The sequence below is a fragment of the Sinorhizobium sojae CCBAU 05684 genome, assembly GCF_002288525.1.
Lineage (GTDB): Bacteria > Pseudomonadota > Alphaproteobacteria > Rhizobiales > Rhizobiaceae > Sinorhizobium > Sinorhizobium sojae.
On the sequence record NZ_CP023069.1, the window covers coordinates 39413 to 53039 of the forward strand.

9 protein-coding genes and 5 pseudogenes are annotated in these 13627 nt (G+C 60.0%); 8 read left to right on the forward strand and 6 right to left on the reverse strand.

All coding sequences use genetic code 11. The annotated features are described in order from the left end of the window. Positions 1 to 426: 426 nt before the first annotated feature. From SJ05684_RS27330 to SJ05684_RS27340, 3 genes are read left to right on the forward strand one after another with little or no spacing between them, the layout of a single operon-like run. Positions 427 to 828 carry a DUF6290 family protein gene (locus tag SJ05684_RS27330; protein ID WP_034859608.1) on the forward strand — a complete coding sequence of 134 codons (402 nt, stop codon included), beginning with the start codon at positions 427 to 429 and terminating at the stop codon, positions 826 to 828. Between the two features lie 3 nt (positions 829 to 831). After that, positions 832 to 3333, forward strand: a complete 2502-nt coding sequence (locus SJ05684_RS27335; RefSeq protein WP_034859609.1) for a coiled-coil domain-containing protein — start codon at positions 832 to 834, stop codon at positions 3331 to 3333. 5 nt (positions 3334 to 3338) lie between these two features. Next, positions 3339 to 3551: a hypothetical protein gene (locus SJ05684_RS27340; RefSeq protein ID WP_034859612.1), complete on the forward strand. Its 213-nt coding sequence runs from the start codon at positions 3339 to 3341 to the stop codon at positions 3549 to 3551. Between the two features lie 332 nt (positions 3552 to 3883). Here the strand turns inward: SJ05684_RS27340 and SJ05684_RS27345 are convergent, their stop codons facing one another. From SJ05684_RS27345 to SJ05684_RS27355, 3 genes and pseudogenes are all read right to left on the reverse strand, one after another. Continuing rightward, the gene (locus tag SJ05684_RS27345) at positions 3884 to 4324 is read right to left on the reverse strand and encodes a DUF6691 family protein (protein WP_034859614.1); all 441 of its coding nucleotides are present in this window, start codon (positions 4322 to 4324) and stop codon (positions 3884 to 3886) included. After that, a complete protein-coding gene (locus tag SJ05684_RS27350; RefSeq protein WP_014329692.1) occupies positions 4321 to 4752 on the reverse strand; it encodes a YeeE/YedE family protein in 432 nt (143 codons plus the stop codon). Before SJ05684_RS27350 ends, SJ05684_RS27345 begins: the two co-directional genes overlap by 4 nt. A 113-nt stretch (positions 4753 to 4865) precedes the next feature. Continuing rightward, positions 4866 to 5581: pseudogene (locus SJ05684_RS27355) on the reverse strand (IS6 family transposase). A 452-nt stretch (positions 5582 to 6033) separates the two neighbouring features. Between SJ05684_RS27355 and SJ05684_RS27365 the strand changes: the two are divergent. Then, positions 6034 to 6891: a hypothetical protein gene (locus tag SJ05684_RS27365; protein ID WP_034859666.1), complete on the forward strand. Its 858-nt coding sequence runs from the start codon at positions 6034 to 6036 to the stop codon at positions 6889 to 6891. A gap of 247 nt (positions 6892 to 7138) precedes the next feature. Here SJ05684_RS27365 and SJ05684_RS27370 read toward each other — a convergent pair. Continuing rightward, a pseudogene (locus tag SJ05684_RS27370) lies at positions 7139 to 7687 on the reverse strand (Tn3 family transposase); the annotation flags it as partial. A 381-nt stretch (positions 7688 to 8068) separates the two neighbouring features. Between SJ05684_RS27370 and ltrA (SJ05684_RS27375) the strand changes: the two are divergent. Continuing rightward, positions 8069 to 9545: pseudogene (gene ltrA, locus SJ05684_RS27375) on the forward strand (group II intron reverse transcriptase/maturase). A gap of 571 nt (positions 9546 to 10116) precedes the next feature. Beyond that, positions 10117 to 11442, forward strand: coding sequence for a group II intron reverse transcriptase/maturase (gene ltrA / locus SJ05684_RS27385; RefSeq protein WP_034859668.1), 1326 nt, complete (start codon positions 10117 to 10119; stop codon positions 11440 to 11442). A gap of 373 nt (positions 11443 to 11815) precedes the next feature. Here the strand turns inward: ltrA (SJ05684_RS27385) and SJ05684_RS31120 are convergent. After that, positions 11816 to 11938, reverse strand: a pseudogene (locus SJ05684_RS31120) (IS3 family transposase); the annotation flags it as partial. Beyond that, positions 11938 to 12288 (reverse strand): transposase, encoded by a 351-nt coding sequence (locus SJ05684_RS27395; protein ID WP_014857518.1) that lies wholly within the window; start codon positions 12286 to 12288, stop codon positions 11938 to 11940. The gene SJ05684_RS27395 and the pseudogene SJ05684_RS31120, both read right to left, overlap by 1 nt. Before the next feature lie 387 nt (positions 12289 to 12675). Here SJ05684_RS27395 and SJ05684_RS30745 point away from each other — a divergent pair. Next, positions 12676 to 12930, forward strand: a pseudogene (locus SJ05684_RS30745) (IS110 family transposase); the annotation flags it as partial. Between the two features lie 166 nt (positions 12931 to 13096). Next, a complete protein-coding gene (locus SJ05684_RS27405; RefSeq protein WP_014330952.1) occupies positions 13097 to 13621 on the forward strand; it encodes a hypothetical protein in 525 nt (174 codons plus the stop codon). The last annotated feature ends 6 nt before the right edge of the window (positions 13622 to 13627 follow it).

Consider the following 13627-nt stretch of genomic DNA (forward strand, 5'->3'; position numbering starts at 1 on the left):
TCAACACGACACCGGAATGTGATTGACGCGTGCGATGCCTAGCCTCCTTTGCGGATCGGGTGCGGCGTCATCCAAACGTGCCGCTAGTTCAGTGAACCCCGGAACCGCGTGGGGCCGGCTTTCACGCTCAGCCGGAAGCAGCAAGGGGCGAAGAGCGAAGCGTCCCTTGCTGCGGACAAAGGCCTCAAAGGCGGCTTCCGGAGGTGAACCCTGGGGGAGCGTTCCCTCGATAAGCGGACGGGCCGGAGGCCGGCCCGTAAAGGCAAACGGTCGAGCAGTGGGGCGACAGCTCTAAATTGTTTAGTTGAATTCCCCTTACAATTTAGAGGGGCAGGATACGGAAAAATGTGCTACGCCATTTTCCTGCAATCGTGGGACGAGCCCTCGATCATCTGACGCAAGCGCCAGTAGGGGGCCAACGGCCAAATGGATGACGGGAAATTCAACGCTCTTCTCGAGCCGACGAAGAAAGATCGCACTGTGCATGTCCGCGTCACGGCCGACGAACATGCGGCGATCGAGAAGGCCGCCGAGAGTGCCGGCATGACGGTGTCCAGCTTTTTCCGGTCGCTGCTTTTGGAGGGGGCAGGGGTCAAGCCGATGTTGACCGGCGATGACCGCCTGGTCATGGCGGCTCTGCTCGAAGACATGCGGATGATCGGGATCAACCTGAACCAGGTTGCCAGGGCGCTCAACAGCGGCCGCGGGGTCCACCCAAGCGAATTGGACATCAACCTTGAGAACGTGCAGCGGGTGCAAGCGGCAGTGATGAGCGAGCTACGTGCTCTGACGCGGCGAGCTGGTTATCAGCGCCGAGGGGAGAAATAGCCTTTGGAAATCTTCTTCGGCGCATTCACGAGCGAATGGGAGCAGCGGCGCGTAGCGCTGCTACACGAAATGTCGTCCGACGGGCGCGGCGCTTCGGCCGAGGAAGAGATGCGAAAGCGTCTGAAGCAGTTGGCTCAACTCGGCGCTGCAGGTGGCGGCGGAGGCGCAGGCGGGGCTTCCGGTGGACGTGGATTCGCATCGAAGGGCAGGGGGGCTCCTCAAGCGCAGGTGACGTCGGCGACAACGGTCGCCCGATCGATCGAGGCGCGGCTAGGGGCGATAGCAAAGGGAAGCCAGCCGGCAGTCGTCAAGATGGCGTCATATGGCGGCGGTGCTCGGGTCGGTGCGATGCTGAATTATGTGTCCCGTGGCGGCGAACTGAAGGTGGAGAACCAGAACGGCAGGATCCTCGAGGGGCGGGAAGAACTCGCACGCATCCGTGGCGATTGGGATCACCTTTTTCAGAACCGCGCAGAAAGCCGCGACATCGGGAGTTTTTCCGTCGAGATCGCGGCGGCCGACTTTGCATCGGACGAGGCATTGCACGACCAGGTGAGGAGCACCCTGACGAGCGGCTTTGGCGATCGGCGCTATGCCTATGCGATCGAGAAGAATGAGCGCGGCTCCGTGACCGTTCAGGGGCTCGTCGTATTACGAAGCGGGCAGGGGGAGCGGCTGACGAGCGACGCGAAGGCGGCTGGCATCATCCAGGGCCGATACGACGCCAGCGCGGCCGCCGGCGAGGCTGCGGCGAAGTTCTCCTTTCAAGGCTACGGAAACGGCGTCGAGTTCGGCGCCAGCCGCTTGCGTGGGCTGGTCGAGCGGCATGAAGACGTTTGGGACGATCGCGGTCAGTCGATAGCGAACGAGAAGGCCGCCGGCGACCTGGTGCAGAAGGAATGGCGCGGCGAGCTCCACAGCCGCAAGAGCCGCGACGTTATGCACGTCATCATGTCAGCTCGGGCCGGAACCGACGTGGCCGCATTCGAAGGCGCGGTGCGCGACTTCCTGGCGCAGCAGTTTGCCCGGCATCGGTATGTCTTCGCCATGCACGATCCGGCCAGCGATCCGAAAGAGGCAGGGGAGGGGGGGAAACGTCCGCACGTGCATGCACATGCCATCGTGGCAATGAAATCGGATTCCTGTGACCGCATCGAGACGACGCCTGCCGTGTTTCGGGAATGGCGATCCGTTATGGCAGAGAAGGCACGGGAGCACGGCATTGAGATGGAAATGACTGATCGGCGCGAGTTTGCCAGCCCGCCGGCATTCACGCGCACCCAGGTCCGGCCGGTGAGCCGCGAAGGTCGCACGGAGCATGTCGGAACCAGCGAGGCGGCGCAGGCGAGATATGACGCCAAGCGCGCCGGCCGACGCACGGTCGCCAAAAGTGACAGGAGCCGGCAGTACATCATAACGGCGCAGGAATCGTGGCAGAAGGTCGCCCTGGCGGGTGGTGACCGTCAAGTCGTGGCCTATGCCGCACAGCATCGAGATTACTTGGAATCCGGGCTTTCGATGGCACAAGCGGAAATGGGCGGCAGTGTTATTCGCGCGGATTTTGGATCGGACTTCCGCATCAATTTGGCTACATTGCAGGAGATGGTTTTGGAGGGTCAGGAATTGCGCGAAATGTCACGAGCAGAGTTTGAGACATATGAGAAGAAGGTCGAGACGGCCTTGTTCAAGTTGGAGCGATCGGTCTCGGCAGACGATCGGGCGGACTTTGACGAGATAGCCGGCCTGGCCCGAGATTTCGTCAATCAGAAGCGTGAGCTGGTGGACCTCTACGCGCAGCGCAAAGAGGCGTTGGCGGAGCAAGGTGGCGAAGCGCCTCGCAGCGAGCCGCGTGATCCGGCCAATGACGAGTGGGACGCTGCGGTCGCCAAGCACGGCGAGGCTCTTGTTGAGGCCGGCAACGAGGCCATGATCGAAATCGAGCACTACCGAGAGGGACTTGATCGGATCGAGACCGGCGAGTTTTCGGCCGACCGCAAAGACGGGATGCAACCCGGCCTTCAGCAGGCGCTCGAAAGGGCCGCGCAGTTGGCTGTCCAAGGAAACAGCTACCTCAGAGAGGTTGCCGATCAGGACCAAGATTTGCAACAGGCCATTGAACGCGCGGAAAGACAAGCCGAAGCGCAGGACCTACAGGATGACGAGCGTGCAGACGTCAAGAACCGCGACGACGATCGGCCGATCGAAGGAAAGGACAAGGCGCCGGCGAATGTGGATGCTGCTGCTGCCGACCAGCGGCTCGAAGCTCGCGAGGAGCCTGATCAGCAGCCGATCGACAACGACACGCGCGAAGCTCACGAGTTAGCGTCCACGGTCGATGCTACAAATCGCCTACAAGATCGGCTAGATAAGGATAAGGAAGCCGCTCAGCGCAGCGGAGAAACGACGCGGACAGATCCCGCCCAACAGCATATTCCTCGTTTAGACGAGCTGGAGCGGGAACAAATGCAACAGAGGAAACGCGACCGCGACGACCGGGACCGTTAAAGGACATGCTGAACGATAATAGGCAACAGTACGTCATCCAGAGCAATGATTCCAAAGGCGACGAATGGTTCGGCAAATTCTTCGGCGCCGTCGTTTTGTTCGTGTTGTTCCTTGCCGTCGCACGATATGTCCATGAATCTGTCATGGCCTGGTACCGCGACACGACGATATGGCTGAACGCCGCCGCGACCTATGTGGCAGACTTCTGGCCCTTCTGAAGCTCCCGTTCTTTTTTCGAGATCGGCGTCAATCGCGCCGATCTTTTCGCCGGACCTGACTGCTTCGGGTGGGGACCGGAAGCTCGGACGTCCCCCGGCTGAGGTCTGGTTCGCGCAAGGGAAACGGACTTTGGTTCTGGCTGCCTCTTCCTGGAAGCTGCATGAATGGCTGGTCGGTTTGCTGCCCTCCATCAGAGTTTCTGAGCGAGCCCTGCGTTGAATGACTGCGGGGCAGGAGCAGCTCACCTGCTGCTTTTCGCTCCGGCGGCCGGCTTTACCCATCCACAAAGTGCCTCCACATCACGCTTCACCCAAGCGGAGGGAATACACTTTCAATTTGCCGAGTAGTTCGGAAGACGCTGGCGGTGTGATAAGCGGTAAACCAACATGCCGATCAGCATTGCCGCAACGAAGAGAACGGCCTCCCATCGCCCCGTCGACAATGCAGCGATAGCGGGGCCGGGGCAGAACCCCACCAGTCCCCAGCCGAGTCCGAACAAGGCCGCGCCAGTCACCAGTTTCCAATCGATCGATCTATTCGTCGGCACATAGAAGCGGCTGTCAAGCAAGGGAGCCGAGCCGCGGCTGCGGATGATGTTGGCCACGGCAGAAGGGATCAGCGCGCCACCCATGACAAAGGCCAGCGTCGGGTCCCAGTTACCCGCGACATCGAGGAACGCCAGCACACGTCCGGGATTGATCATGTCGGAGATTACCAGACCCGCCCCGAAGATGAGCCCGCACACGATCGCTGCTAACATCTGGGCCCTCATGGCTGGAATCCAAGGAGATGGCGGGTGACGAAGACCGTCGCGCCCGCAACGGCCATGAAGATTGCTGTGGCGGCAAGCGAACGCGGCGAAAGCCGCGCAAGCCCGCAAACGCCGTGGCCGCTCGTGCAGCCCGATCCGAGCCGGGTGCCATAGCCAACGATGAGTCCGGCGGCAATCAGCAGTGCTGGCGAAGACGTGAGCGTGATGTCGGGGTGGCGGACGAGGGCTGCCGCCAGCCAAGCGCCTGCGATGATGCCGGCGAGGAAACCCAGTCCCAACTTGCTGTCGCCGTCATGGGTCAAGCCGGCTGCGGCGGCCGCGAGGCCGGAAATCCCGGCTATCCTTCCGTTCAGCAGAAGGTAGAGGCCTGCCGACAGGCCGATCAGGAGGCCGCCTGCCAGGGGCCAGAGATAGTCTATTTCAGTCATTGCGCTCACACTACGTTCTCTGGTCGGACGTCGTTCTCCTCGGCCGGAGTAGAATCAACGGCACTGTAAAGTTATCAGCGGATTGATGCAGCGATAGCTGGCGGGGACGGCTGTCAGGCTGCGGCGACACACGCGATTTTGCTCCAGATTTGCATGGCGGCGTTACGCAGGTCTTGATGTTGAGCCGATGACAGCGTATTGCGGGGAAAGTGGAACAGGTTGGCATCGGATCATGGATGGAAACGAACCGCTGAAGCTGGCGTGCCGACTTGAAGCGTTTCATGGTCCTTTCGCGTCGTCGGGTCGGCTGGTGCGAATTTTCCGCTCGATTATTTAGGCCTTTGTGCGACCGGTGTTCGACACCGGGCATGAGGTCGCGCCTGGCGGCATCATAGGACCGGAGCTTGTCGGTGATCATGACCCGTGGTGTCCGCCCTTGAGCCTTCAGCAACTTGCGCATCAGGCGCTTTGCCGCCTTGGCATTTCGGCGGCTTTGCACCAGCACTTCGAGGACGAAGCCGTCCTGATCGACGGCACGCCAGAGCCACTGCTTCTTGCTATTGATGGCCACCACACATTCGTCGAGATGCCATTTGTCGCCCAGGCAGCCGGCTGACCGTCGCTTGATCTCCCGGGCGAAATGCCGTCCGAATTTCTCCGCCCAGCTTCGAATGGTCTGATGCGTGACGATGATGCCGCGGGACGCCAGCATGTCCTCAACCATGCGCAGGCTGAGCGGAAAGCGAAAGTAGAGCCATACCGCGTGCGCAATGATCTCAGCGGGATAGCGGTGGCGACGATAAAGCGGATCACGAGCAACTTCTGACATGGCCCATGTACGCACATCTTCCTCAGCCGTCGGTTAACTTTACGGTGCCAGTTGAGCCAGCGTTGATCGCCCTTGACGGCGGCCAGCGCCACGTTCAAAAAACCGGTGTGTTGTTCCGGCGCGCGCGTCTACTCTTCGTCTCGCTGATCTCGCGGCCCAATCTTGCCAGCCGTCCGGCAAAGACTCCACCTATCGCACTGTTCAGATTTGCGGAGCCGGCTCTCAGATGAAAGTTTCAACAGCGCCTCGACCGCGTCGCGCGTGTAGTCGATCGGCTCGGCGTTGTGCGCTATTCACCATGTGGCCAGCCGGGATCAGATCGAGGTAGGGGTTGCTGCCATGCACTCTTCCGTACGTCAGCTCGTCGTCAGCTCCCTGGCTTAGGCTGCTAACAGGTCTTGAGTAGAACGATATTACAACGGTGCAACCATTTCAATTGGGGAGCGAACCGCATGTATAGCAGTATCACTGGATCAGCCAGCCAATCTACAAGCGCGAGCCAAGCCGATGAATCGGGGCAGGCAGCAGATGACCAGACGTTTACGGAAACGCTCGCAGAGGCGGCGTCTGGTTCGTCGTCGGCGTCGCGGCTGTATTCCCTCACCTCCGAACCTCCTATCTACGAGTTGGACAGAAAGACGTTCGAAAAAGAACTGAAGAATTTCTATAGTGATGATGTCAAGCACATTGCCGATAATCCATTAGAATACTCGGATTTCGTGTCCAAGAAAGCCGAGCGCACCGCAATGGTCGCTAGAGTTGGTGCGAGCGTAGCTGACAAGCCTGGTGCGCAGTACTTCAGTTACCAGTTGGGCGACAAGAGCGTCGGGCTGCTAAGAGTGGATCCAGGATTCCGCATCAAAGGGAAAGACTGGCAGAAAGAGCACTTTCCGGAGCGAAAAAACATCTCATCGGTTGTGGCTATGCGAGTGACCCATCCGCTCGTTGAGAACGCGGGCGATGTTCTGCTCGAACATCAACTTCGGCTCGACGGCAAGAAGCCCTTAATCATGTCGCGTCCTGCTAACGATGACCCGAGGCCCCGTCTGGAGCAGATGGGCTTTGTTGACGTGGGTGGAAACGAGTTCGTGCTTGATCCTAAACGGCATGGCGATAAGTGGACGCTGAACGGCGACCGTGAATGGCAGCGGGCAGACAAGCCTCGACAGTATCTCCAAGCCGAGAGCGAGGATCCCGTTGAAGGAAGGAGCGACGAAAACGAAGGGTATGTCGAGACAGATTCGTCCAGCGATGACCCTTCTTGGTATTTGGAGCGGGCGTTGAATTTCCGCGGAGGACCGGCCGACTAAGAGGTTCAATAGGGAGCGGCATGAAGACTATCATGTCTCGTGTCCCGCGTGCCGGGAGGGAAGAGATAGCGAAACGGGAGCGCGCTCCTCGGTGCGCCTTTCCGCATATTGCGAAAGCAATCGCTTCGATGACTGTTTCGATGTTCGAGATAAGTGAACGTTGGTGCATAAATCCGTCCGGGGCGTCGCGCCCGGCTGGCGGTGACCTATAGGGGCGGTCGTCTGGCGCCGAGAGCCGTATGGCTTCGATTTCACCGCGTTCGTGGAAGAACACGGCGCGCTTGAGCTTATGTGCAGCTTCGCCCTTGTTGAGACCGGCCTGACAACGCCGGCGCAGCGCCGGACTGGAATACCATTCGATCATGAACAGCGTTCGCTCGATGCGGCCGAGTCCGCGCAGTGCTCTGGCCAGTTCGCTGTATTTCGATGAGGCGGACAACCGCTTGAGGATCGCCGAAGGCGCGACGGTAAGCGTCGTGATTTACGCTGCAAGGCGCAGGAGTTCGTCCCAATGGTCCATAATGAGCGCGGTGTTGATCGGTGCGCCGATATGATTTGCCAGTGTCGGATAGGCATCAGCCTTTTCGAAGGAACGGATTTTTCGCTCCTTGATGTTGCGAAGGCGCGGCGCGAAGCGCTTGCCGACCAGGCAGAACAGCGCAAAAACATGATCGCTCGCGCGCCCGGTATCCGTGAACAGCTCCTCGATCTCCAGAATCGTATCGTGATCAAACAGGCCATCGAGCACATAGACAGCCTCGCTCTCAGTAGGGCTGATCGGCAGGATGCTGTAATAGCTGCGCGGCGACAATCACGGTGAGGTGCGCCAGGCCAAGCTGGCGCGTTCCAGCCGGTGCGAGTCCGGTCCGGGTAAGGGGTAGCGACCGCCCGGTAGCAAGTGTTGCGGCGTGGGAGGTGACGACCACGGCGAAGCGTACGCAGCAATCATGCGGGGTGTGGGAGTGAGCCACGATAGTGATAAGATTGCAGGGGCCGAGACGTTCTCATCCGTCGAAGGCAACATCTGCGGAGCCGATAAGCGAGGCACCGTCGCCCTGCCGGGGTCTAGGGCCGCATCACGCATGAAAGGAACGCGTCGGAACCTGGGAGATCTCTTGTCTGGCCGGGTGGCGTTCGCCATGCCGGTCCGCATCGGGAAGGCGAGGAGCCGTAGCCGATGATGAACGGACAGGAGAAGTCTGACTCCGGCATAGTAGCTGTGAAGCCGACGAACAAAACCGGGCAACCGGTGGCGGAGCCGGTGGAGCCAAGGCCGGCGACCAAGGGGAACGTGGGCCAGCAAAGCACGCACCGGACACAGGACCGGGCTCGCGTGACCCAGGCGCTGGACCGCGTACGGAAAGCCGCAAGGCAAAGGAAGAAGGAACGGTTCACTGCGCTCTTCCACCATATCAATGTCGACACGCTTCGGACGGCGTTCTACGCGCTCAAGCGCAAGGCCGCTCCCGGGGTGGATGGCATGACGTGGCAGGACTACGAGGCAGACCTTGAGCCTCGGCTCAGGGACTTGCACAAACGGGTCCACAGTGGGGCGTACCGACCGCAACCGTCTCGCCGGACGTACATACCGAAGGCGGATGGAAAGCAGCGGCCGCTGGCGATTGCCGCCCTGGAAGACAAGTCGTCCAGGGTGCAACGGTCATGGTGCTCAACGCCATCTATGAAGGTGACTTCTGCGGTTTCTCCTACGGGTTTCGGCCCGGACGAGGACCGCATGATGCGTTGGATGCCCTGTGCGTGGCGATCGATAAGCGGAAGGTGAACTGGATTTTGGACGCCGACATCCAGAACTTTTTCGGGAGCGTCAGCCAGGATTGGCTCGCACGCTTCCTGGAACACAGGATCGGCGACAAGCGCATCATCCGCCTGATCCGGAAATGGCTGAAGGCGGGCATCCTCGAAGACGGGATTGTGACGGTGGATGACAGGGGAACGGGTCAAGGGTCGGTGATTTCGCCGCTTCTGGCCAATATCTACCTGCACTACGTCTTCGACCTGTGGGCGGAGCGCTGGCGACAGCGTGGGGCCACCGGCGATATGATCATCGTGCGTTATGCCGATGATGTGATCATTGGTTTCGAGCACGAGGACGACGTCCGTCGCTTCCTCGATGCGATGCGCGCGAGGCTTGAGGAGTTTGCGCTGTCGCTTCATCCGGACAAGACCCGCCTGATTGAGTTCGGCCGCTTTGCGGCGGTCGACCGCAAGCGACGCGGGCTCGGCAAACCGGAAACCTTTGCATTCCTGGGCTTTACCTTTATCTGCGGGAAATCGCGCAAAGGGCGCTTCCAGCTTAGACGGAAGACCCGAGGCGACCGCATGCGGGTGAAGCTCAAGGACATCAAGGTGGAGCTACGGCGGCGCATGCATTGGCCAATCCCAAACAGGGGAAATGGCTGGAGCAACTCGTAAAAGGACACTTCGGCTACTTTGCGGTTCCAACGAATATCCGGGCGCTCACGGCGTTCAGGTACCGCGTGATCGACCTCTGGCGACGATCGCTACGGCGGCGTAGCCAGAAGGACGATGCAACGTGGGAACGGGTCGCAGAGCTAGCCGACGACTACCTTCCCAAGCCTTGCAACCTTCATCCATGGCCGAGCGTCCGCTTCGCCGTCAGTCACCCAAGGTAGGAGCCACGTGCGGGAAAGCCGCCCGCGTGGATCTGTGCGGGGTTGCGCCTTGCAAGCGCGTTGAAGTCAGCCGTCTGAGATGACGGCCGCGGCAAAGCCTAGCGAGCAGCCGCGTACCAAGTCTTGCGTGGCGTCCGGTAACGGCCGTTGCGAAGCGTAGACAGGGAGGTTGTAGGCCGGAACAGCAGTGAACGGGAAGATAGCCCCGAAATCGATCGTGATCGGAGTAGCCGACCCCATCCCCGTTGGGGGAAGGCGGAATCGAAGGCCGCGTCTTCGCGAGTGGCCTGAGGTACTCCCGGGGTTCGTACCGCCAGCATACAACCGAAGGCATTGACGTGAACAAGGGAGATCCATCCGGCTCAAGCGTAAACTTGTAGGACCTGACAAGCCGATGAGGTGAGAAGGGACTGATGGTCGGGTGGAAGTCAGACTGACTGATAGTACTCCGAGGTCGGGAGAGCCGGCCACATGGGGAAGCGGTCAGCGGTAGTTGAAGTGTTCTTGGGCAACATGGGCTCCATCCAACGGGAGACGAGGCCTTTCATGTAATGGAAAGATAAAGCTGACCATGGAAACAGAACTTGACCGCATAGAAGCGAAAGCTCGGTGTGAGCCGAAGCTCCGCTTTACGTCGCTTGCCCATCACATCACGCGTGACCGAGTGCAGAGGAATCTTACAAGGGTTCCGAACCGTTCGGCGGTCGGGGTGGATAGGCAGACGGTGGAGGCGGCGAAGGAAAGCTTTGGAGAATGGATCGAGCCGATGCTTCAATCCATTCACCGTCAGGGGTATCGCGCGCCGGCAGTCCGGCGGGTTTATATCCCCAAGCCCGGAAAGACGGAGAAACGCCCGCTCGGGGTGCCAACCGTATCGGACCGGGCGCTTCAGCGTAGCACCGCTGAGGTGCTGTCCGCGATCTACGAGCAGGACTTTCTGCCTTGCTCGTTCGGGGGCAGGCCAGAGCGCAGCGCCCACCATGCTCTGTCGACCCTCAACGAGGTGATCTCCGGTGGTATGACGGGCTGGGTGCTGGAGGCGGACCTGAAGAATTTCTTCGGGAGTTTGTCCCATGAGTGGATGCTCCGGTTTATCGAACATCGAGTCGGGGATCCGCGCCTGATCAGCTTGATCAGACGCTGGTTGAAAGCGGGCGTCCTTGAGGACGGAGCTGTCCACCCGAGTGACGAAGGAACTACACAAGGCGGTTCGATCAGCGTCCTGCTGAGCAACGTTTACCTGCACTATGTCCTGGACCTTTGGTTCGAGCGCGTCGTGAAGACCCGGTTACGGGGCGAGGCTCGGCTGGTGCGCTACATCGACGACTTTGTGATCTGCTTCCAATATCGCTCGGACGCACTTCGCGTCGAGGAGGCCCTGCGCCACAGGCTGGGGAAATTTGGCCTCACGCTTGAGCCGACCAAGACCAAACTGGTCGAGTTTGGCCGGTTCGCACAGCGGCACGCGGGCAAGCACGGCAGAAACCGCCCGGAGACATTCTATTTTCTGGGCATGACGCTGTACTGCACGCGGAACCTGAAGGGTAACTTCAAGGTTGGCATGCGCACGGAGAAGTCGAGACTTCGACGGAGCGTCTCGTCGCTGCAGGCGCTGATGCGGGAAATGCGGCATCATACGATCAGGAAACAGGTCGGCGCGATTAACGCTGTCCTACGCGGCCACTATGCCTATTACGGTGTCGCCGGAAATTACCGGTCGCTCACCAAGGTCTATAGGGCTGGGGAGCGGTACTGGTTGAAGGTGCTGCGCAGCCGCAGCCGTGATGGTGGCCACCTCACCTGGGACGCCTTCCAGCAGATCAAGGAACGGACCCCGCTGCAGCAACCAAAGCTGCGGCTCCCATACCGGGCGCTGCGAGCACTTGCGGTGCTGTGAAACAACTGCCGAAGAGCGTGGTGCGGGAAATCTGCACGCCACGTTCTGTGGGAACCGGAGGTGGGTGACCGCCTCCGGTGACCCGGTGGCGTCCAGTAATGGGCGTCCCTACCGCGAAACGCGTATTGCCTCATCCAAGAGTGTTCCCAGAAAATAATGCCGTTGCCTCACTCGGATGTTCTCGAATGCCTCACGGGGACTCAGCGTCAATCAGGATCGCCGCGCTATAAATAGCCATATTGATCGGAAAGCCCGCTGTAGAATTTGGTACCGGGCTCGCTGCCATAATGGAGGTTGATGTCGCTGCGCCTTGCCGCCCGAGGCGGCGAATCTTCTTGTGGTTCACGACAATACCCTGCTGCCGCAGGGCCGCACCGACGCGGCGATAGCCGTAGAACTCGAACTCGTCGCAGATCGCGAACATCGCTTCGACGATCGCAGTGTCGTCGGCCGGCCTTTCTGGGTGGTCATAATAAGTGGAGCGCGCGATTCCCATCAGCCGGCATCCTTCCGCGACGGAGATGCCGCGGGGCCGGTGATGACGGACGTAGTCCCGCTTTTCGGCGGCGGTGCGTTTTTCAGAGGCCCCTTTAGAAACTCCAGTTCCAGAGCCTGCTTGCCGACTAGCCGCTCCAGCGCCGCGATCCGCGCCTCGTATTCCTGGAGGAGGTCAACGGCCTGCGCATCCTCGTCAAATGCACCTTCCTCGTACTTCTGAACCCAGATGCGGATAAGATTGCGCGACACGTCGTGGCGTTTTGCCAGACCATGCAGCGTTTCGCCGGCGAGAAATTCCTGCGCGACCTGACGTTTGAATTCGACGCTGTGACTGCGGTGCTTTGCCATGGGTCTTCTTTCCGAAAACCCGGTAGGCCGGTCAATTCCTCATCCCAATCTGTCCACCCCAAGGGGCGCACTCCAAGTGCCGAAGTAAAATTCCCCAATTGTGCCGCTCCGGATGACGAGGAGAGATGGCCATTTTTCGGTGGCCGGCCTCTTGGTTTCGGCGCCGGGGTGAAGTTTGGCGGATCCAGGAGGCGAACCGAGATCCCAGCTGGCTGAATGCCATTCAAAGACGGGTCTCGCCTTTTGGGCCCATGCCGCCGCAAGCGGGATATTGGTGCAGCCGCTCCAAGCGGCGACCGTATGTGATGAGGTGGAACGGCCCGCTCCGACAGCATCTAGTGCTAAAACGTGGTCGTTGTTCGAACGCCACAAAGGGGGGACCGTTCCATGAAGCATGTTAGCACCATCGGGCTCGATTTAGCCAAACTCGTTTTCCAGGTTCACGGCGCCGATATCGAAGGCTCGCCCCTGTTCAATCGGAAACTGCGTCGAGGCGAGGTGCTGCGCTTCTTCGAAAAGCTGCCTCGATGTCTGGTTGGCATGGAGGCATGCGGTGGCGCTCACAATTGGGCGCGTGAGATCGCGAACCTCGGCCATGATGTGCGCCTCATTCCTCCGGCCTACGTCAAACCTTTCGTCAAATAATGCTCACCTCCTCATTCCTTGACTAATCGTCAGATGGCCATAATGCGAAGGAACGCGGGACTGGCGCAGAAAATCCATACACTTCCGCTGTTCGGCGCCGTCGTTGCTCTGCATTATTTTCCAGCGAACCTCTGCGGTCATTCGACCAGCAGAGGAGTTGTGGATGTCGAAATCTGGACGAGAACTGATCCCTGAACTCAAAGCCGTACTGAGCAGTCGCCGCTACAGTCCGGTGGTGATCGGAAATTACTGCGCCTATGCACAGGAGTTTCTCGATTACTTAGGGCATCGAGGAATTATGGTCGCAGATGTGACCGAAGCCGAGGTCGCGCGATATCTGTGCGATGCAGTCGCGCTATTCCGGAAGCGCCGCGGTCGAAATCCCGGCAAGCGCTGGCACGAAATTCCGCAGTCGGGTATTCACGCTCTGCTGCGGCTTGTGCAGCATCAGTGGCCACCTGCTCCAAAAGCAACCTGCGCCGCCGACCGACTGCGGCTTGCGATCTGCAACGAATACGAAACCTGGCTTCGCGAGGAGCGTGGCCTTGCTTGGGCGAGCATCGACGCGTTCTTGTGGGGGGCCAGACATTTCCTGGCCTGGCAACTCGAACGAAGCGGAGCCGAAGACCTCATGGAGGTGAGCGTCGGCGGGCACTGTAAAGTTATCAGCGGATTGATGCAGCGATAGCTGGCG

What these genes read in the sequence shown, in the direction of transcription:
- SJ05684_RS27345 (WP_034859614.1), bottom strand. Translation starts at nt 4,324, where the DNA reads ATGAGGGCCCAGATGTTAGCAGCGATCGTGTGCGGGCTCATCTTCGGG.
- ltrA (WP_034859668.1), top strand. Translation starts at nt 10,117, where the DNA reads ATGGAAACAGAACTTGACCGCATAGAAGCGAAAGCTCGGTGTGAGCCG.
- SJ05684_RS27340 (WP_034859612.1), top strand. Translation starts at nt 3,339, where the DNA reads ATGCTGAACGATAATAGGCAACAGTACGTCATCCAGAGCAATGATTCC.
- SJ05684_RS27365 (WP_034859666.1), top strand. Translation starts at nt 6,034, where the DNA reads ATGTATAGCAGTATCACTGGATCAGCCAGCCAATCTACAAGCGCGAGC.
- SJ05684_RS27350 (WP_014329692.1), bottom strand. Translation starts at nt 4,752, where the DNA reads ATGACTGAAATAGACTATCTCTGGCCCCTGGCAGGCGGCCTCCTGATC.
- SJ05684_RS27395 (WP_014857518.1), bottom strand. Translation starts at nt 12,288, where the DNA reads ATGGCAAAGCACCGCAGTCACAGCGTCGAATTCAAACGTCAGGTCGCG.
- SJ05684_RS27405 (WP_014330952.1), top strand. Translation starts at nt 13,097, where the DNA reads ATGTCGAAATCTGGACGAGAACTGATCCCTGAACTCAAAGCCGTACTG.
- SJ05684_RS27330 (WP_034859608.1), top strand. Translation starts at nt 427, where the DNA reads ATGGATGACGGGAAATTCAACGCTCTTCTCGAGCCGACGAAGAAAGAT.